The sequence below is a fragment of the Pseudomonas sp. MB-090624 genome (genome assembly GCF_003205245.1).
Lineage (GTDB): Bacteria > Pseudomonadota > Gammaproteobacteria > Pseudomonadales > Pseudomonadaceae > Aquipseudomonas > Aquipseudomonas juntendi.
Genome location: NZ_QJRK01000049.1, coordinates 23,300 through 42,334, shown reverse-complemented (window position 1 = coordinate 42,334; position 19,035 = coordinate 23,300). Strand labels below are relative to the sequence as shown.

Annotated in this window: 14 protein-coding genes; 7 read left to right on the top strand and 7 right to left on the bottom strand. The window is 63.2% G+C overall.

What is annotated here, in order from left to right; translation table 11 throughout:
• Both DMX12_RS23475 and DMX12_RS23470 read left to right on the top strand, forming a co-directional pair.
• The gene (locus DMX12_RS23475) at positions 1 to 585 is read left to right on the top strand and encodes a PilZ domain-containing protein (protein ID WP_029887019.1); all 585 of its coding nucleotides are present in this window, start codon (positions 1 to 3) and stop codon (positions 583 to 585) included.
• Positions 586 to 615: 30 nt separating this feature from the next.
• Positions 616 to 1,338, top strand: a complete 723-nt coding sequence (locus DMX12_RS23470) for a glycerophosphodiester phosphodiesterase (RefSeq protein WP_009686291.1) — start codon at positions 616 to 618, stop codon at positions 1,336 to 1,338.
• A gap of 42 nt (positions 1,339 to 1,380) precedes the next feature.
• Here the strand turns inward: DMX12_RS23470 and sthA are convergent, their stop codons facing one another.
• Together sthA and DMX12_RS23455 are read right to left on the bottom strand one after the other, a co-directional pair.
• Positions 1,381 to 2,775: a Si-specific NAD(P)(+) transhydrogenase gene (sthA, locus tag DMX12_RS23465; protein WP_009686290.1), complete on the bottom strand. Its 1,395-nt coding sequence runs from the start codon at positions 2,773 to 2,775 to the stop codon at positions 1,381 to 1,383.
• A gap of 493 nt (positions 2,776 to 3,268) precedes the next feature.
• Entirely contained in the window at positions 3,269 to 4,732 is a 1,464-nt protein-coding gene (locus tag DMX12_RS23455) for a glyceraldehyde-3-phosphate dehydrogenase (protein WP_009686289.1), read from the bottom strand.
• A gap of 167 nt (positions 4,733 to 4,899) precedes the next feature.
• Between DMX12_RS23455 and mfd the strand changes: the two genes are divergently transcribed.
• From mfd to DMX12_RS23440, 3 genes are read left to right on the top strand one after another with little or no spacing between them, the layout of a single operon-like run.
• Positions 4,900 to 8,349 (top strand): transcription-repair coupling factor, encoded by a 3,450-nt coding sequence (gene mfd / locus DMX12_RS23450; RefSeq protein ID WP_009686288.1) that lies wholly within the window; start codon positions 4,900 to 4,902, stop codon positions 8,347 to 8,349.
• Between the two features lie 9 nt (positions 8,350 to 8,358).
• A complete protein-coding gene (locus DMX12_RS23445; protein ID WP_110679577.1) occupies positions 8,359 to 8,931 on the top strand; it encodes a CsiV family protein in 573 nt (190 codons plus the stop codon).
• Positions 8,932 to 8,935: 4 nt separating this feature from the next.
• A complete protein-coding gene (locus DMX12_RS23440; RefSeq protein ID WP_110679576.1) occupies positions 8,936 to 12,253 on the top strand; it encodes a DEAD/DEAH box helicase in 3,318 nt (1,105 codons plus the stop codon).
• A 100-nt stretch (positions 12,254 to 12,353) separates the two neighbouring features.
• On the opposite strand, the gene nagZ is transcribed toward DMX12_RS23440, so the two are convergent.
• The gene (gene nagZ, locus DMX12_RS23435; protein WP_174824169.1) at positions 12,354 to 13,352 is read right to left on the bottom strand and encodes a beta-N-acetylhexosaminidase; all 999 of its coding nucleotides are present in this window, start codon (positions 13,350 to 13,352) and stop codon (positions 12,354 to 12,356) included.
• Positions 13,353 to 13,435: 83 nt separating this feature from the next.
• Positions 13,436 to 14,143, bottom strand: a complete 708-nt coding sequence (locus DMX12_RS23430) for a TetR/AcrR family transcriptional regulator (RefSeq protein WP_009686283.1) — start codon at positions 14,141 to 14,143, stop codon at positions 13,436 to 13,438.
• Between the two features lie 217 nt (positions 14,144 to 14,360).
• Between DMX12_RS23430 and lexA the strand changes: the two genes are divergently transcribed.
• Complete coding sequence (gene lexA / locus DMX12_RS23425; RefSeq protein ID WP_029887015.1) at positions 14,361 to 14,969, top strand: transcriptional repressor LexA; 609 nt, start codon at positions 14,361 to 14,363, stop codon at positions 14,967 to 14,969.
• Positions 14,970 to 14,982: 13 nt separating this feature from the next.
• A complete protein-coding gene (sulA, locus tag DMX12_RS23420; protein ID WP_009686281.1) occupies positions 14,983 to 15,459 on the top strand; it encodes an SOS-induced cell division inhibitor SulA in 477 nt (158 codons plus the stop codon).
• A 56-nt stretch (positions 15,460 to 15,515) separates the two neighbouring features.
• Here the strand turns inward: sulA and DMX12_RS23415 are convergent, their stop codons facing one another.
• The 3 genes from DMX12_RS23415 to topA form a co-directional block, all read right to left on the bottom strand.
• The gene (locus DMX12_RS23415; RefSeq protein ID WP_009686280.1) at positions 15,516 to 15,749 is read right to left on the bottom strand and encodes a hypothetical protein; all 234 of its coding nucleotides are present in this window, start codon (positions 15,747 to 15,749) and stop codon (positions 15,516 to 15,518) included.
• A gap of 50 nt (positions 15,750 to 15,799) precedes the next feature.
• A complete protein-coding gene (locus DMX12_RS23410) occupies positions 15,800 to 16,315 on the bottom strand; it encodes a DUF6586 family protein (protein ID WP_009686279.1) in 516 nt (171 codons plus the stop codon).
• A gap of 89 nt (positions 16,316 to 16,404) precedes the next feature.
• The gene (gene topA / locus DMX12_RS23405; RefSeq protein WP_009686278.1) at positions 16,405 to 19,014 is read right to left on the bottom strand and encodes a type I DNA topoisomerase; all 2,610 of its coding nucleotides are present in this window, start codon (positions 19,012 to 19,014) and stop codon (positions 16,405 to 16,407) included.
• Positions 19,015 to 19,035 lie beyond the last annotated feature (21 nt).

Here is a 19,035-nt window from a genome sequence, read left to right as displayed (position 1 = left end):
ATGACGACATTAGACGAAGAAGATCGCCGCGAATACTACCGCATCGACGATCGGATCGCACTTCAAATAAGCCCCCTAAGCGCGGCCGAAGCCCTTGACCCAGATGTATTGCAAGATGATTCCCCACTGTTCAACCTGCTCAGCGAGCTGCACCTGTCAGACTTCGAGGCGCAGCACCTGCTGCGCCAGCTGAGCGACAAGGACCGCACCCTGGCCGCCTTCCTGCGCGCGCAGAACAAACGCCTCGACCTGCTCAGTGCAGTGGTCGCCCAGACCCTGCTCGGCGAAGTGGGGCAACCCCAGCCAGTGGTCATTTCCGAAGGCGGTATCGAATTCACCCAGCACAACCCGCTTGCCCCCGGCACCCGGGTCAAGGTGAAAATGGTGCTGATGCCTCGTGCCCACGGCTTGCTGCTGCGCGGTAAAGTCACCCACTGCGACCAGCGCACCGGGGGCGGTTACGACGTCGGCACCGAGTTCATCGACATGACCGACGCCCAACGGCAACTGCTGGCCCGTTACATCCTGCAGCGCCAACAGCAGCAACGGCGCCAGCAACTGGAACAGAACAGCCCTGCATCCTGAACCTGTTTTCTCTGATCTGAAGGAACGAACGTGACCCTGATCTACGGCCATCGCGGCGCCAAGGGCGAAGCACCCGAAAATACCCTGACCAGCTTCCAGCAGTGCCTGGCTCATGGCGTGACCCGCTGCGAACTGGACCTGCACCTGTCAGCCGACAACCAGCTGATGGTGATCCACGACGCCACCCTCAAGCGCACCACCGGCCGGCGCGGCAAGGTGGTCGAACACCCGGCCGCCGACCTGGTCAAGGTCGATGCCCGCAAGGGTGGACCAGGCCACGTGCAGCCCTGCCCGATCCCCACGCTGGAAGAGCTGTTCCAGAAATGCCCGTTCGAGCACTGGCAACTGGAAGTGAAAAGCGCCTCGCGCACGCGCGCTGCCACCACCGTTCTGGCCATCCGCGAGCTGGCCCAGCAGTACAACTTGCTGGACAAGGTCACCATCACCTCCAGCTCGCGCGAAGTACTGGGTGCAGCCCAGGAGCTGGTGCCAGATGTGAAACGTGGGCTGGTGGCGGAGTACGCGTGGCTCGACCCGTTGAAGGTCGCCCAGAACTACGGCTGCGACTTGCTGGCCCTGAACTGGACGCTATGCACCCCTGAACGCCTGCTCAAAGCACAGGCCCAGGGTTTGCACGTGTCGGTGTGGACGGTCAACGAGCCGGCACTGATGCGCCGGCTGGCTGACTTTGGCGTGGACAGCCTGATTACAGACTTTCCCGGTTTGGCCAAGACCACCCTCGGGCAGGGTTGAAATCGGTCTCTCCGACCGGCTCAGGCCACCGGTCGGAGCCGCTCAAAAAAGCCGGTTCAGGCCGTCGTAGGCAGCTACCCGGTAGGCTTCGGCCATGGTCGGGTAGTTGAACGTGGTGTTGACGAAATACTTCAGGTTGTTCTGCTCACCTGGCTGGTTCATGATCGCCTGGCCGATGTGGACAATCTCCGAGGCCTGGTAGCCGAAGCAGTGAACACCCAGGATTTCCAGGGTTTCGCGGTGGAACAGGATCTTCAGCATGCCTTGCGGCTCGCCGGCAATCTGCGCCCGCGCCATGCTCTTGAAGAACGCCTTGCCCACTTCGTACGGCACCTTGGCCTGGGTCAGCTCCTGCTCGTTCTTGCCGATCGAGCTGATTTCCGGAATGGTGTAGATGCCGGTCGGCACGTCATTGACGAAACGCCAGCTGCCGTTGTCCACGATGCTGCCAGCGGCCGAGCGGCCCTGGTCATGGGCGGCACTGGCCAAGCTTGGCCAGCCGATCACGTCACCGGCGCCGTAGATGTTCGGCACGCTGGTACGATACGCCTCGTCGACCTCGATCTGGCCCCGGCTGTTGACCTTGATGCCAATGTTCTCCAGGCCCAGCTTGTCGGTGTTGCCGGTACGGCCGTTGCACCACAGCAAGGCGTCGGCCTTGATCTTCTTGCCCGACTTCAGGTGCAGGATCACACCGTTGTCCAGGCCTTCGACGCGCTCATAATCTTCGTTGTGGCGCACGGTGATGTTGTTGTTGCTGAAGTGGTAGCTCAGCGCCTGGGAAATTTCCGAGTCGAGGAAGCTCAGCAACTGGCCGCGGTTGTCCACCAGCTCTACCAGCACACCCAGGCCACTGAAGATCGAAGCATATTCGCAACCGATAACGCCGGCGCCGTAAACGATCAGCTTGCGAGGGGTGTGGCTGAGGCTGAGGATAGTATCGCTGTCGTAGACGCGCGGGTGGTGGAAGTCGATGTCGGCCGGGCGGTAGGGGCGTGAACCGGTCGCGATGATGATGTGCTTGGCATTGAGCTTTTCCACCACGCCGTTCGAGCACACCACTTCCACGGTCTGCTCGTCGGCAAAACTGCCAGTACCGACGAACACGTCAACCCGGTTGCGGGCGTAGTAGCCCGTGCGCGAAGCCACCTGCTTGGCGATGACCTTCTCGGCGCTTTTCAGCACGTCCGGGAACGAAAACCAACGCGGCTCGCCAATGGCACGGAACATGGGGTTGGTGTTGAACTGCATGATCTGCCGCACCGAGTGACGCAGTGCCTTGGACGGGATGGTGCCCAGGTGGGTGCAGTTACCACCGACCTGGCGACGGTCATCGACCATCGCAACCTTGCGCCCTGCTTTGGCGGCATTCATTGCCGCGCCTTCACCGGCCGGGCCGGAACCCAGCACCACTACGTCGTAGTTGTAGACAGCCATGCGTACTCCTTCAGAACTGGCCCGCAAGCCACGGTCGCTCGCGGGACGCGATCATGCCGCCGGGGCGCCATGAGAAAATTCGGGTGCAGTCTAATCAAGCGTGAACGCCGCGCACATTAACCCTTGGTCGCGTCGTAGGCCAATTTCGCCCGCACTACATATGCTTTACCGATCCCTGGCGGCAATCATCCCTGCTTGCGCTTTCACTCGCCTTTCACCGCCTGCGCAAACGCGGGCGTAGCTCGGGAGACGCAGCCACCCCCGGCCCGAGTCACCCGAACGGCGGCACGGGCATGCGCACCGGGCGCCGGACACGGGCATCGAAAGGGGGTGCCAATAGCGCCGGCCATTGTCCTCGAAATAGTGCCGCTCGTCATCCGAGCCCAAGTGATTTACCGGGCGTACGCACCTGCAAAGGCCGCAGCAACATGAAAAGCAGGCAAAAAAAACGGGAACCCGAAGGTTCCCGTTTCTTCATTGCCTTACCCGCGAATCAGCGTGGGAATGCAGGCGGGTTCACACCGGCCATGTCTTCCATCACGCGAACCACCTGGCAGCTGTAACCGAATTCGTTGTCGTACCACACGTACAGAACAACACGGTTGTCATTGGCGATGGTCGCTTCAGCGTCCACCACACCGGCGTGGCGCGAGCCAACGAAGTCGGTCGAAACCACTTCCTGCGAGGCAACGTAGTCGATCTGCTTGTGCAGCTCCGAGTGCATTGCGGTCTGGCGCAGGTACTCGTTGATTTCGTCGCGAGTAGTGGCCTTTTCCAGGTTCAGGTTGAGGATGGCCATCGAAACGTTCGGCGTAGGCACGCGGATGGCGTTGCCGGTCAGCTTGCCCTTGAGCACTGGCAGTGCCTTGGCAGCAGCGGTGGCGGCACCGGTTTCGGTGATGACCATGTTCAGCGGCGCGGCGCGGCCACGGCGGCTGCCCTTGTGGAAGTTGTCGATCAGGTTCTGGTCGTTGGTGAACGAGTGAACGGTTTCGACGTGGCCGTTGACGATGCCGTACTGGTCGTTGATGGCCTTGAGCACCGGCACGATGGCGTTGGTGGTGCAGGAAGCTGCCGAGATGATCTTGTCATCGGCCGTGATATCGCCGTGGTTGATGCCATGCACGATGTTCTTCAGCGCGCCCTTGCCAGGTGCGGTGAGGATCACGCGGGCAGCGCCCGGGCAGGCCAGGTGCTGGCCCAGGCCGTCGGCATCACGCCATACACCGGTGTTGTCGACGATCAGCGCGTTTTCGATACCGTACTGGGTATAGTCGACTTCGCTTGGGTTCTTGGCGTAGATAACCTGGATCAGGTTGCCGTTGGCAGTGATGGTGTTGTTGGCTTCATCGATGGTGATGGTGCCATCGAACGGGCCATGTACCGAGTCACGGCGCAGCAGGCTGGCACGCTTGACCAGGTCGTTTTCGGCGCCCTTGCGCACAACGATGGCGCGCAGGCGCAGGCCGTCGCCACCACCGGTCTTCTCGATCAGGATGCGCGCCAGCAGGCGGCCGATGCGGCCGAAGCCGTACAGCACCACGTCAGTGCCTTTGCGCGCCGAAGCGTTCTGCTGGCCAACCACGTCGGCCAGCTCTTCACGGACGAACTGCTCGGCAGTGCGGCCATTGCCTTCCTGCTTGAACTTGTTGGCCAGCTTGCCCAGGTCGACCGAAGCGGCGCCCAGTTTCAGCTCGCTCATGGCTTTGAGCAGGGGGAATGTCTCGTGGACGGACAGTTCGGTTTCGTCGGTTTGGCGATGACGCGCAAAGCGGTGCGCCTTGAGGATCGAGATAACCGAACGGTTGATCAGGCTGCGGCCATAAATCGAGCTCACCACATTGTTGTTGCGGTAGAGCTGACCGATAAGCGGGATCATCGCTTCAGCCAGGGCTTCACGATCGATCCACTCACCAAGACACTGGTCGGGCTTCTGAGTCACGGGAACCTTCCACATGTAGGGACAGAAAAAAGGGGCTACATTATGACGCCCCAACACAGAACCGGCAATGAGCGCCTGTCGCAGTGAGCCAAGCCAGCATTCATGCCCTTTGGAGCCTGACAGCCGGCACCGTCACCGGTACAATCGGTCTCTTTGCCGCAACGCTTGGAGTGCAATCTCCCGTGTCAGTTCTGCGCCTACCGCAAATGTCGGCCACGGCCGGCAAACAAACCTGGGGCAACCTGCCCGGTGCCGCCCTCAGCCTTGCCATCGCCGAGGCCGCCAGCAGCGCTGGCCGCTTCACCCTGTTATTGACGGCCGACAGCCAGGCCGCCGACCGCCTGGAACAGGAGCTGCGTTTCTTCGCACCCGACCTGCCGGTGCTGCCGTTTCCCGATTGGGAAACCCTGCCCTACGACCTGTTCTCGCCGCACCAGGACATCATCTCCCAGCGCATCGCCAGCCTTTACCGCTTGCCTGAGCTGAGCCACGGCATCCTCGTGGTGCCGGTGACCACTGCCCTGCACCGCCTGGCACCCACGCGCTTTCTGCTGGGCAGCAGCCTGGTGCTGGACGTGGGCCAGACCCTCGACGTGGAGCAGATGCGCACGCGGCTGGAAGCCACCGGCTACCGCTGCGTCGACACGGTCTATGAGCATGGCGAGTTCGCCGTGCGCGGTGCACTGATCGACCTGTTCCCCATGGGCAGCAAGCTGCCCTACCGCATCGACCTGTTCGATGACGAGATCGAGACCCTGCGTACCTTCGACCCCGAGACCCAGCGCTCGATAGACAAGGTGGATTCCGTGCGCCTGCTGCCTGCGCGCGAATTCCCCATGCAAAAGGACGAAGTGACCCGCTTCAAGGCACGCTTTCGCGAACGCTTCGACGTCGACTTCCGCCGCAGCGCGATCTTCCAGGACCTGGCCAGCGGCATCATCCCCGCCGGTATCGAGTACTACCTGCCCCTGTTCTTCGAAGAAACCTCCACCCTGTTCGACTACCTGCCGGCGGACACCCAGGTGTTTTCGCTGCCGGGGGTGGAACAGGCCGCCGAACACTTCTGGAACGACGTGCGCGGGCGCTATGAAGACCGCCGTGGCGACCTCAGCCGACCACTGCTGCCACCGGCCGAGCTGTTCCTGCCGGTGGAAGACTGCTTCGCCCGGCTCAAGCAGTGGCCGCGGGTGGTGGTCAGCAGCGACGACCTGGAAGCCGGCGCAGGGCGCGAGCGCTTCCCGGCGCGCGCCCTGCCCAACCTGGCGATCGAGGCCAAGGCCAACCAGCCACTGGCCGAGCTGGCCAGCTTCCTCGACCAGTTCCCAGGCCGCGTGCTGTTCACCGCTGAGTCGGCGGGCCGTCGCGAGGTATTGCTGGAGCTGCTCGAACGGCTGAAGCTGCGCCCGCACACCGTTGATGGCTGGCACGATTTCATCACCGGTGCCGAGCGCCTGGCCATCACCATCGCCCCACTGGACGAAGGCCTGCTACTGGACGACCCGGCCATTGCCCTGGTCGCCGAAAGCCCGCTGTTCGGCCAGCGCGTCATGCAGCGCCGGCGCCGTGACAAACGTGGCGAAACCGCCAATGACGCGGTAATCAAGAACCTTACCGAACTGCGCGAAGGCGCACCGGTGGTGCACATTGACCACGGCGTAGGCCGCTACCTGGGCCTGGCCACGCTGGAAATCGACGGCCAGGCTGCAGAGTTCCTGACCCTGGAATATGCCGAAAACGCCAAGCTTTATGTGCCGGTCGCCAACCTGCACCTGATCGCCCGCTACACCGGCAGCGACGACGCCCTGGCACCGCTGCACCGGCTGGGTTCGGAAGCCTGGCAAAAGGCCAAGCGCAAGGCTGCCGAACAAGTCCGCGACGTGGCCGCCGAACTGCTCGACATCTACGCCCGGCGTGCCGCACGCAAAGGCTACGCCTTCGCCGACCCGTCCGCCGACTACGCCACGTTCAGCGCCGGCTTCCCGTTCGAGGAAACCCCCGACCAGCAGGCCGCCATCGAAGCCGTGCGCGCCGACATGCTCGCGCCCAAGCCGATGGACCGCCTGGTCTGTGGCGACGTGGGCTTCGGCAAGACCGAAGTGGCCATGCGCGCGGCGTTCATTGCCGTGCACAGCGGCCGCCAGGTGGCGGTACTGGTGCCGACCACCCTGCTCGCCCAACAGCACTACAACAGCTTCCGCGACCGCTTCGCCGACTGGCCGGTGACCGTGGAAGTGATGAGCCGTTTCAAGTCCGCCAAGGAAGTCGCCGCCGCCGCCGCAGACCTGGCCGAGGGCAAGATCGACATCCTGATCGGCACCCACAAGCTGCTGCAGGACGACGTACGCTTCAAGGACCTGGGCCTGGCAATCATCGACGAAGAGCACCGTTTTGGCGTACGCCAGAAGGAGCAGCTCAAGGCCCTGCGCAGCGAAGTCGACATCCTCACCCTCACCGCCACCCCCATCCCGCGCACGCTCAACATGGCGGTGGCGGGCATGCGCGACCTGTCCATCATCGCCACGCCGCCGGCGCGCCGCCTGTCAGTGCGCACCTTCGTGATGGAGCAGAACAAGAGCACCGTCAAAGAGGCGCTGCTGCGCGAACTGCTGCGCGGCGGCCAGGTGTATTACCTGCACAACGATGTGAAAACCATCGAGAAATGCGCAGCCGACCTCGCCGAACTGGTACCCGAGGCACGCATCGGCATCGGCCATGGGCAAATGCGCGAGCGTGAACTGGAACAGGTGATGAGCGATTTCTACCACAAGCGCTTCAACGTGCTGGTGGCGTCGACCATCATCGAAACCGGTATCGACGTGCCCAGCGCCAACACCATCGTCATCGAACGCGCCGACAAGTTCGGCCTGGCCCAGCTGCACCAGTTGCGCGGCCGGGTTGGCCGCAGCCACCACCAGGCTTACGCCTACCTGCTCACGCCCACCCGGCAGAAGGTCAGCGCCGACGCCGAAAAGCGCCTGGAAGCGATCGCCAACACCCAGGACCTTGGCGCCGGCTTCGTGCTGGCGACCAACGACCTGGAAATCCGCGGTGCCGGCGAGCTGCTGGGCGAAGGCCAGAGTGGGCAGATCCAGGCCGTTGGCTTCACCCTGTACATGGAAATGCTCGAGCGCGCAGTCAAGGCCATTCGCAAAGGCACCCAGCCCAACCTGGAACAGCCACTGGGCGGCGGCCCGGAGATCAACCTGCGCCTGCCGGCGCTGATCCCCGAAGACTACCTGCCCGATGTGCATGCCAGGCTGATCCTGTACAAACGCATTGCCTCGGCGGCCGACGAAGAGGGCCTCAAGGACCTGCAGGTCGAAATGATCGACCGCTTCGGCCTGCTACCGGAACCCACCAAGAACCTCATGCGCCTGACGTCGCTCAAGCTGCAGGCGGAAAAGCTCGGCATCAAGAAAGTCGATGCCGGCCCCAATGGCGGCAAGCTCGAGTTCGAGGCCGAAACCCCGGTAGACCCGCTGACCTTGATCAAATTGATTCAGGGCCAGCCCAAACGCTACAAGTTCGAAGGCGCGACCCAGTTCCGCTTCCTGGTGCCAATGGAGCGCCCGGACGAACGCTTCAACACCTTGGAGGCGCTGTTCGAGCGCCTGACCCCACAGCCTGCCTAAGGAAGATCCATGCGTGCCATCCGTTGCCTGACCCTGCTGCTGGCGCTGTTCGCGCCAGCCGCCTTCGCCGAAGGCCTGTATCAGGTAGAAATGATTCTGGTGCGGCAGAACAGCGTGCCCGCCTTTACCAGCCCGTTCGCACCGGAAGACTGGAGCGGCGGTGCTGCGCGCCTGCACAAAGACGCCGAGCAACGCCCGGCGCTGGAAGACGAAGCCACCCGCCTGGAAGCGACCGCAGACTACACCGTGCTGATGCACAAGGCCTGGCGGCAACAGGTGGGCGACCAACCCAGCCGCATCGCCTTGGGCGAAGGCACCGAGCAATTCGGCCATTTCCCTATCGAAGGCAACCTGAGCATTGCCCAAGGGCGCTTTATCGCGGTGGAGGCCAACTTCTGGGTCAACCAGCTGGATGGCAACGGCAGCGTGCTGCAAAGCGAGCAGTTCAAGCAAAGCAACAGTAACGTCAAAGGTGGGCAGCTGACCTTCCTCGACGGTGGGCACCTGGCGGTGCTGCTGAAGATCACGCCACCGGGCACGCCGAGAATGCCGGCCATGGACCCGGAGATGATGGAGCAGTAAGCGCATGAAGCCAGATGCCGCCGAGTTGGTGAATCAATACCCGAACTGGACCCAGTCGTTCAGCAAGGCCACCCTGCAGCGCGCAGAACGCTATGCCGATGAAGGCCGGGTAGAACTGGACGCTATCTATCGCCAGACCATCACCGCCCGGTGCGAAGGCAGCGGCGACAATGTCTACCAGCAAACCATCGAACTGCACATTGCAGGCGGCCGCTGCCACGTCGAGGGTGAGTGTGACTGCCCGGTACGGCAAAACTGCAAGCATTGCGCTGCGGTACTGTTCACCCTCAGCGGCCCCACCATCAGTACCGAGCCTGTGCAAAGCCCGCCGGGTACGCTGTCGGCCGAACTTCAGCACTGGCTCAGTGGCCTGGAGCAGCCGCCGGCCCAGACCGGCGCAGCGGATGACAAACGCGGGCGCATGGTCTGCTACCAGCTGCAACTGACCGATGCTGCCGGCTGCTCGCTGCTGGTGCGCAAAGGCACACGCAGCGAGGACGGCATCCGCTTCAGCCGGGTGCAGTCGCTTTACGATTTTCTCTACGAGCCGCCGCGCTTCGTCACCGACCAGGACACGCGTATCCTGCGCCTGCTTGCGGCATTGAACCAGGGGGCCGGCCAGGATCGCGGCTACCAACTCAAAGGCCAGGAAGGCGGCGAACTGTTCCAGCGCGCACTGGAAACCGGGCGCATGCTGTTCGACGTCAACATGCCCCTGCTGCACGAAGGCCCGACGCGCCCAGCCGAGTTCCGCTGGGTACGCCAGGGCAATGGCAACTACCGCGGGCTGTGGTACAGCGGTGAGGAACCGCTGCGCTGCGTCATCCCGCTGCTGCCGCTGTACTACTTCGATGTGCAGGCGCAAGAGGTGGGCAAGGTCGAACACACCCTTGACCCGCATGTGGCCGTGCAGCTGACCATCGCCCCCGATGTGCCGGAACACCTGGTCGTGCCCCTGAGCCACAAACTCAATGCCCTGAGCCACAAGGTGCCGACCCCTGCCCCCGTGCGAGAGCAAGTGATCGAGGACATCCAGCCACAGGCCCTTCTGGCCCTCGGCAGCCTCGAGTACACCGCCTACATGCCGAAAACCGGGCGCATGCAACGGCAGATGCAACATCGCGCCGCATTGGCGTTCGACTATGACGGCCTGCAAGCCAGCGGTAGCGACGACAAGCCGCTGACCCGCCTTGCAGGTAACACCAGCCAGCGCATCCGCCGCCAGCCCCAGGCTGAACAAGCCCTGCGCAAAGTGCTGCGGGACTTCGGCTTCAGGCCTGCAACCCGGCAGAGCAAGGCATTGCCCGACAGTGCCGGGGAAATGTATCAACTGCCCGACGACGAAGCCTGGCTGCACTTTGCCCGCGAAGGCCTGCCACGCCTGCGCGAAGCCGGCTGGGCCATCGACACCCACCGCGATTTCGCCTTCAACCTGCAAGAGGTGGAAGACTGGTACGCGACCATCGACGAAGCGCCGGGGCATGAATGGTTCGACCTGGAACTGGGCATTGTGGTCGATGGCCAGCGCCACAGCCTGTTGCCGATCGTGCTGCAATTGCTGCGCAGCAGCCCAGAGCTGTTACGCCCCAGCGAACTGGCCCGGCGCAGTGACGACGAGCACCTGCTGATTGACCTGAACCGCGGCCGCCTGGATGCCCCGGCCCTGCGCGTCGCCCTGCCCTATGGCCGTATCAAGGCGGTGATGGGCACCCTGGGCGAGCTGTACCTGCACGAAGGCAGCGTAGGCCCGGCCCTGCGCCTGGACCGCGCCGACGCCGCGCGCCTGAACCAGATCGAAGGCATGCCGCTGCATTGGGAAGGTGGCGAGCATGTGCGCGACCTGGGGCGCCGCCTGCGTGACGCGCGTGACCTGCAGGTCGCACCGCCAGTCGCGCTGCGGGCCAGCTTGCGCGCCTACCAGCAGCAAGGCCTGAACTGGCTGCAGGCCCTGCGCGAAATGGGTACCGGCGGCATTCTGGGCGACGACATGGGCTTGGGCAAGACCCTGCAGGCCTTGGCTCACCTGCTGCTGGAAAAGGAAAGCGGGCGCCTCGTCAGCCCAGCCTTGGTCGTGATGCCGACCAGCCTGATCCCCAACTGGCTGGACGAAGCCGCACGCTTCGCCCCCGACCTGCGTGTACTGCCCCTGCACGGGCCAGGGCGCAGCAAGCATTTTGCCAAGCTGGGCGACTACGACCTGGTCCTCACCACCTATGCGCTGCTGCCGCGCGACCTGCAGCACCTGCGCGCGCACGCGTGGCACGTGCTGGTGCTGGACGAGGCACAGAACATCAAAAGCAGTACCAGCAAGGCGGCCCTGGCCGCCTGCGAACTGCAGGCCACCCAGCGTCTGTGCCTGACCGGCACGCCGATGGAAAACAACCTGGGCGAACTGTGGTCGATCTTCCACTTCCTGATGCCCGGCTGGCTGGGTGAACTGAAGCGCTTCAACCAGGACTACCGCACGCCGATCGAGCGCCACGGTGACAGCGAGCGCATGGCCCACCTGGCCAACCGCGTCCGGCCCTTCCTGTTGCGCCGCACCAAGGAGCAGGTGGCCACCGAGCTGCCGGCCAAAACCGAGATGGTGCACTGGGTCGAGCTCAGCGACGCCCAGCGCGACACCTACGAAGCGGTACGCGTGGCCATGGACAAGAAAGTCCGCGATGAAATTGCCCGCAACGGTGCCGCGCGCAGCCAGATCGTGATCCTCGACGCGCTGCTCAAGCTGCGCCAGGTGTGCTGCGACCTGCGCCTGGTAAAAGGCGTGGAGAGCAAGGGTAACCAGGCCGACAAGGGCAAGCTGGGGGCACTGCTGCAAATGCTCGATGAGCTGCTCAGCGAAGGCCGCCGGGTACTGCTGTTTTCGCAGTTCACGTCGATGCTTGCACTGATCGAGCAGGAACTGCAAAAGCGCCAGATCCGCTACAGCCTGCTCACCGGCGATACCCGCGACCGGCGTACGCCGGTGCAGCAGTTCCAGCAGGGTGACAGCGAGGTGTTCCTGATCAGCCTGAAGGCCGGCGGCGTGGGCCTGAACCTGACGGCGGCAGACACGGTGATCCACTTCGACCCCTGGTGGAACCCGGCCAGCGAAAACCAGGCCACCGACCGCGCCTACCGTATAGGCCAGGACAAACCGGTGTTCGTGTTCAAGCTGATTACCCGCGGCACGGTGGAAGAGAAAATACAGGCACTGCAGCAGGAGAAGGCCGCGCTGGCGGCGAGCCTGCTCGATGGCGGCCAGGCTGGGCAGTGGCGGCTGGGGGATGAAGAGATCGATGCCCTGTTTGCACCGTTGCCGGGCAAGCGTGGGCGCTGATGCCCTCGGGTCGGCCGTGAGGGTTGGCTGGCAGTGAGGCCGAGCGCCGCGCCGGCGGCGATCTCACTGGCAACCAGAAACCCGCTACAGCGGCGACAGGTCAGTCGACCAGCTGCGCCTCTTTCAACGCGCCCAACGCCGCCAGCCAGCGTGGCTGCTGGCGATAGTCGGTACGTGCAAAGCCCTGCCCGCGCATCCGGGCGATACGCGGCGAGGGCCTGACCTGCATGCGCTGCGCTGCGCTCAGTGCCAGCTCTGCCGCCGCGCGGTCATTGCAAACCAGGCCCATGTCGCAGCCGGCAGACAATGCCGCCTCGATACGGCTGGCCGCATCGCCCACCACATGGGCACCGGCCATCGACAGGTCATCACTGAAGATCACCCCGTCAAAGCCCAGCTCGCCACGCAGAATGTCCTGCAGCCAGCGGCGCGAGAAGCCGGCCGGCTGGTTGTCCACCTGCGGGTAGATGACATGCGCCGGCATCACCGCCGCCAATTGCCCGCTCAGGCGGCTGAACGGTACAAGGTCGGCCTGGCGCAGTTGCGCAAGGCTGCGCTCATCGGTGGGAATGGCCACGTGCGAATCGGCCTCGGCCCAGCCATGCCCCGGGAAGTGCTTGCCGCAGGCCGCCATGCCGGCGGCATTCATGCCGCGGATGAACGCCCCGGCCAACTGTGTCGCACGCAGCGGGTCGCCCTCGAAGGCGCGGCTGCCCACCACGGCACTGCGCTGGTGATCAAGGTCAAGCACCGGAGCGAAGCTCAGGTCCAGGCCCACTGCCAGCACTTCGGTCGCCATCAGCCAGCCACACTGCTCGGCCAGGTATTCAGCGTTGTCGTTGTCGGCCAGCGCGCGCATGGCGGGCAGGCGCACAAAGCCCTGGCGCAGGCGCTGCACACGGCCGCCCTCCTGGTCCACCGCCAGAATCAGATCGGGGCGTATGGCGCGGATGGATGCGCATAGCTCACGCACCTGGCGCGGGCTGTCGATATTGCGGGCGAAGATGATCAGGCCGGCCACTTCAGGCTGGCGCAGCAGGTGACGGTCTTCGGCGGTCAGCCATTTACCGGCGATGTCCACCATCAGGGAGCCTTGCAGACTGACGGTCATGGGTATTCCTTAATTGAAGACTGAACAGAAGCGGCGCTAGCTTAGCCCAAGCGCCCCGCCGCGCCCAGCCTTCAGGCCTTGGCCGTGGCGGCGCTGCTCTTGGTGCGTGGGCGCAGCTGTGCAGTGGCCATGGCCGGGTCGGTGACGCCACTGTCCGCCCGCATGCCGGCCGCCAGGAACGGCACCATCAGGCGCATGACCTGTTCGATGGACGTATTGATACCGAAGTCGGTTTCGGCGATGGCCCGCAGGGCCTTGATGCCGGACATGCTGAACGCGGCCGCCCCCAGCATGAAGTGCACGCGCCAGAACAGCTCCAGCGGCGGAATACGGGGAGCCGCCTCGTTGACCAACAGCATGTAGCGGCGGAACACCTTGCCGTACATGTCTTCCAGGTAGCGCCGCAAGTGCCCTTGGCTCTGGCTGAAGGCAAGGCCCAGCAGCCGCATGAAGATCGACAGGTCGTTGTTGCTGCGCGGCTGCACGGCCAATGCCTGCTCCACCAGCATTTCCAGCAGCTCTTCCAGGCTTGGCTTGTGCTCGGGCTTGGCCTGGCGGCGTTCCAGTTCACGCTCGAGGCTGGCGCAGAACGGGCCCAGGAAGCGCGAGAACACAGCCTGGATAAGCGCTTTTTTGGAACCGAAGTGATAGTTGACCGCCGCCAGGTTGACCCCAGCCTTGCTGGTAATCAGCCGCAGCGAGGTTTCAGCGAACCCCCTTTCCGCGAACAGCTGCTCGGCAGCATCGAGAATGCGTTCAACGGTTTCCGATTGGGCCATGACTACTCCGACTACTCCGCCAGACAAACAGTTGTTTGAAACATACGTTTCAGCCCTGCATCTGTCAAGGCTCGGTGACCGGGCGGTCGCCGTTGGAAAACAGCGCGCGTCGTGCCTCCGGGAGGGGGCGTTCGACTTTTCTTGCAACGTGTGGCTTGAAGCTTATCCAGTACTGTATATAATCCCAGTCACTGTACAAAAAGCCAGAGCGCCCAACATGCTGAAACTGACGCCACGCCAAGCCGAAATTCTCGCGTTCATCAAGCGTTGCCTGGAAGACAACGGTTTCCCGCCCACACGTGCCGAGATCGCTCAGGAACTGGGCTTCAAATCGCCCAACGCTGCCGAAGAACACCTCAAGGCCCTCGCCCGCAAGGGTGCCATCGAAATGACCCCAGGTGCATCCCGCGGCATCCGCATCCCGGGCTTCGAAGCCAAGGCCGAAGAAAGCGGCCTGCCCATCATCGGCCGTGTGGCTGCCGGTGCACCGATCCTTGCCGAGCAGCACATCGAGCAATCGTGCAACATCAACCCCGCGTTCTTCCACCCCCAGGCCGACTATTTACTGCGCGTGCACGGCATGAGCATGAAGGACGTCGGTATCCTGGACGGTGACCTGCTGGCAGTACACACCTGCCGTGAAGCACGCAACGGCCAGATCGTGGTGGCCCGCATCGGCGACGAAGTGACCGTCAAGCGCTTCAAGCGCGAAGGCAGCAAAGTCTGGCTGCTGGCCGAAAACCCCGAATTCGCCCCCATCGAAGTCGACCTGAAAGAACAGGAACTGGTGATCGAGGGCTTGAGCGTCGGCGTCATTCGCCGCTGATCCAGGAGGCGTCATGCAGCAGTTCATTCACGTACCCGAGCAAGCCCAGTTGCCGTTGTTCGAAGCATTCCTTGCCCAACCCGTACTTCCTGGCTTAAAGGCCAGCGAACTGGCACGCAAGCACAGCGACCCCGAGCTTTTCAGCGAACTGTCGCTGCGTGGCGCCCAAGGGCACTGCCAAAACCTGCTGGCACCCGTACTGCGTGAGCTGAGCGAAGAAGACGAAACCCGCTGGCTGACCCTGATCGCGCCGCCGTCGAGCCTGACCCAGGCCTGGCTGCGCGACGCAGGCCTCAACCGTGAACGGATCCTGCTGCTGCAACCCCGTAGCAATCAGAGCCCATTGCAGCTGGCCTGCGAAGCCCTGCGCCTGGGCCTTAGCCACACAGTGGTCAGCTGGCTGGGTAGCGTGAATGCCACTGCCCGCCAGCAACTGCTACGGGCAGCCACTACCGGAAATGCACAAAGCCTGAACATCCGCCTCGGCTGATATTCAGGCTTTGCCTGTTACTTCAAAACGCCAGCCACCTGCTGCACCCTCAGGGTTCAGTGCAGCACCCGCGGCCCTTCATCACGCTCAGCCTCACCTTCCATCAGGCGACCGGCCATCTGCACACCCACGCTGAGCATGGCCTTGGCCACTTCAACATGCTGACCCTGCAGGAATACCTTGGCGTCTTCCGAGAAATCCAAGGTTACCAGTGAGCCTTCATCCTCGGCGCGACGCAGTTCGATGCGGCCATCAGGCAACTCGACAATTTCCAGAAAAGACGTAGACATAAATGGCAGTTCTCCGCGAAAGGCCAGTATTGTATCAGCCGTTGCCGCGATCAGCACTCACTCAACGCGTCGCGAAAACGCCTGACCAGGCCTTTGAGGTTATTGCGCCAGCTTTCCAGCTCGGCGCGGGACAACGCTGGTTGCTCGGGCTCGTCAAGGTTCACGGCTTGGATCAGCGGCTGAGTAACATCGGTTTTTGGCGCTTTCCTGGCGACAGGTGGTCGGAACAAATCGGCATAAGCACTGAGCATTTGCGCCAGCCAGGTTTCACGCTGGCGCGCCAGCTCCAGCAGCTCGGCCACCTCGGGGATGGCAATACCGTTCAGGCTGTCGTCGGCCAGCGCCTGCTCCACAGTTGCCACCACCGGCAGGCGGTAGAAAGCACCAATTTCATGGCACATGCCCAGTAGCGCGCCGTACAGGTGAAACAGCGCCGACTCGCGCTCGGCCTGTACCAGGCCCTGGGCATTCATGGCCTGGCTTTGCTCGGCCTTGGCCATGGCCTCGAGGGCGAGGCCGGCAAAGAACAGTTTCTGGTTGGTGCGGGTGTAGGTTTCCTGGGCCATTTCTGTGCCCTCCCTTCAGGCTGCAAGGCAAGTTTCTGCATCATAAATGATTGGGGCCGCTAAGCGGCCCCAATTACAGCACTGAAGGCTCAGCGCTTGTCTTCTACCTTCCACGCGCCACCGTCGTAGAACGCCTTCCAGCCGGTAGGCTTGCCATCGACCTCGGACTGCACGTACTGCTCCTTGGTCTTGCGGCTGTAGCGGATCACTGCAGGGCGGCCGTCCGGGTCCTTCTGCGGCGCATCGCACAGGAAGTGGTACTTCGGGTCGATCTCGTGCTTGTGCGGCACGATTTCCATGACCAGTGGTGCCCGGGTTTCGCGGTTCTTGGGGAACTGGCTGGCCGCCAGGAACAACCCCGAGGCGCCATCGCGCAGTACGTAGGTGTCGTCCACCTTCTCGCACTTGAGCTCAGGCATGTCCACCTTGTCCATCTTCGGTGGCGCTGCCTCACCGCTTTTCAGCAGTTTGCGGGTGTTCTTGCAAGCCGGGTTGGTGCAGCCGAAGAACTTGCCGAACCGGCCGGTCTTCAGTTGCATCTCGCTACCGCACTTGTCGCATTCCAGGCTTGGCCCTTCGTAACCCTTGATGCGGTAGTTGCCTTCTTCGATTTCGTAGCCAGGGCAGTCCGGGTTGTTACCGCAGATGTGCAGCTTGTGCTTCTCATCCAGCAAGTAGGCATCCATCGCCGTGGCGCAGATCGGGCAACGGTGCTTGCCCAACAGCACCCGCGACTCGGACTCGCCCTCGTCGTCCGCAGCGATCTCATCGCCGGGCACCAGGTTGACGGTCGCCTTGCAGCGTTCTTTCGGCGGCAGGCTGTAGCCAGAGCAGCCAAGGAATACCCCAGTGGAAGCAGTACGAATCATCATTGGCCGGCCACATTCCTTGCACGGAATGTTGGTCATGGTCGGCTGGTTGGCGCGCATGCCGTCTTCGCTCGACTCGGCCGTCTGCAGCTTCTTGCTGAAGTCGCCATAGAACTCGTCGAGCACGTTCTTCCAGTCACGCTCGCCCTGGGCCACGTCGTCGAGGTTCTCCTCCATGTCGGCGGTAAAGCCGTAGTCCATCAGGTTGGAGAAGCTTTCCGACAGGCGCTCGGTGACGATGTCGCCCATTTTCTCGGAATAGAAGCGGCGGTTGTGCAGGGTCACATAACCACGATCCTGGATGGTGGAAATGATCGCCGCGTAGGTCGACGGGCGACCGATGCCGCGCTTTTCCATTTCCTTGACCAGGCTGGCTTCGGTGAAGCGTGCCGGCGGCTTGGTGAAGTGCTGGCTCGGGTCGATCTGCAGCAACTTCAGTGCTTCGCCCTGGACCATTTCCGGCAGTACGTCGTCTTCACCCGGCTTGCTCTGCTGTGGCAGCACGCGGGTATAACCGTCGAACTTCAGGATACGGCCCTTGGCGCGCAGCTCGAAATCGCCGGCAGCCACGGTAACACTGGTAGACAGGTACTGCGCCGGCGGCATCTGGCAAGCCAGGAACTGGCGCCAGATCAACTCGTACAGGCGCTCGGCGTCGCGCTCCATGCCACTGAGCTTGGTCGGGTGTGTATTCACGTCCGACGGGCGAATCGCTTCGTGCGCTTCCTGGGCGCCTTCTTTGCTGCCGTAGACCAGCGGCGCATCCGGCAGGTACTGCTTGCCGAACTCACGCTCGATGTAGCTGCGGGCCATGTCCAGGGCATCGGCCGACAGGTTGGTCGAGTCGGTACGCATGTACGTGATGTAGCCAGCTTCGTACAAGCGCTGGGCCATCATCATGGTCTTCTTCACGCCGAAGCCCAGGCGGTTGCTGGCGGCCTGCTGCAGGGTGGAGGTAATGAACGGCGCCGACGGCTTGCTGCTGGTCGGGCGGTCTTCGCGCTTGACCACGCTGTAGCTGGAAGCCTTGAGCTTCTCCAGCGCGGCCATGGCCTGGGCTTCGTTCAGCGGCTTGAACGCCTCGCCATTTTCGCGCGCCACTTCGAAACGCACCTTGGCGTTTTTCGCGGTGCCGAGGTCGGCGTGGATTTCCCAGTATTCTTCCGGGATGAACGCGCGAATTTCACGCTCGCGCTCTACCACCAGCTTGACCGCTACCGACTGCACGCGACCGGCGGACAGGCCACGGGCAATCTTGGCCCACAACAGCGGCGACACCATGTAGCCCACCACACGGTCAAGGAAACGCCGAGCCTGCTGGGCGTTGACCCGGTCGATGTCCAGCTCGCCCGGTTGCGAGAAGGCTTCCTGAATCGCCTTCTTGGTAATTTCGTTGAACACCACGCGCTTGTAGCGGGCGTCGTCACCACCGATGGCCTCGCGCAGGTGCCAGGCAATGGCTTCCCCTTCGCGGTCCAAGTCGGTTGCGAGATAGATGGTGTCGGCATCCTTGGCCAGGCGGCGCAGCTCTTCGATCACCTTTTCCTTGCCAGGCAGGATCTCGTACTTGGCTTTCCAGCCGTGGTCGGGGTCGACACCCATGCGCGACACCAGCTGGCGACGGGCCTTTTCCTTGGGTGAAAGCGCCGGGGCCTCACCCGCAGCCTTACCACGCTTGGCGGCCGGCTCTTTGCTTGCGCTGGCCGAACCGCTGGTGGGGAGGTCTCGGATATGGCCGATACTCGACTTCACCACGTACTGGTTGCCCAGGTACTTGTTGATGGTCTTGGCCTTGGCCGGGGATTCCACAATGACCAGCGATTTGCCCATGGATCGGAGTATTCCTGAATC

Bases quoted from the DNA above. Each gene is read 5' to 3' on its own strand.
- DMX12_RS23475 (WP_029887019.1), top strand. From the start codon at position 1: ATGACGACATTAGACGAAGAAGATCGCCGCGAATACTACCGCATCGAC.
- sthA (WP_009686290.1), bottom strand. From the start codon at position 2,775: ATGGCTGTCTACAACTACGACGTAGTGGTGCTGGGTTCCGGCCCGGCC.
- DMX12_RS23455 (WP_009686289.1), bottom strand. From the start codon at position 4,732: ATGTGGAAGGTTCCCGTGACTCAGAAGCCCGACCAGTGTCTTGGTGAG.
- DMX12_RS23445 (WP_110679577.1), top strand. From the start codon at position 8,359: ATGCGTGCCATCCGTTGCCTGACCCTGCTGCTGGCGCTGTTCGCGCCA.
- DMX12_RS23440 (WP_110679576.1), top strand. From the start codon at position 8,936: ATGAAGCCAGATGCCGCCGAGTTGGTGAATCAATACCCGAACTGGACC.
- DMX12_RS23430 (WP_009686283.1), bottom strand. From the start codon at position 14,143: ATGGCCCAATCGGAAACCGTTGAACGCATTCTCGATGCTGCCGAGCAG.
- lexA (WP_029887015.1), top strand. From the start codon at position 14,361: ATGCTGAAACTGACGCCACGCCAAGCCGAAATTCTCGCGTTCATCAAG.
- sulA (WP_009686281.1), top strand. From the start codon at position 14,983: ATGCAGCAGTTCATTCACGTACCCGAGCAAGCCCAGTTGCCGTTGTTC.
- DMX12_RS23415 (WP_009686280.1), bottom strand. From the start codon at position 15,749: ATGTCTACGTCTTTTCTGGAAATTGTCGAGTTGCCTGATGGCCGCATC.
- DMX12_RS23410 (WP_009686279.1), bottom strand. From the start codon at position 16,315: ATGGCCCAGGAAACCTACACCCGCACCAACCAGAAACTGTTCTTTGCC.
- topA (WP_009686278.1), bottom strand. From the start codon at position 19,014: ATGGGCAAATCGCTGGTCATTGTGGAATCCCCGGCCAAGGCCAAGACC.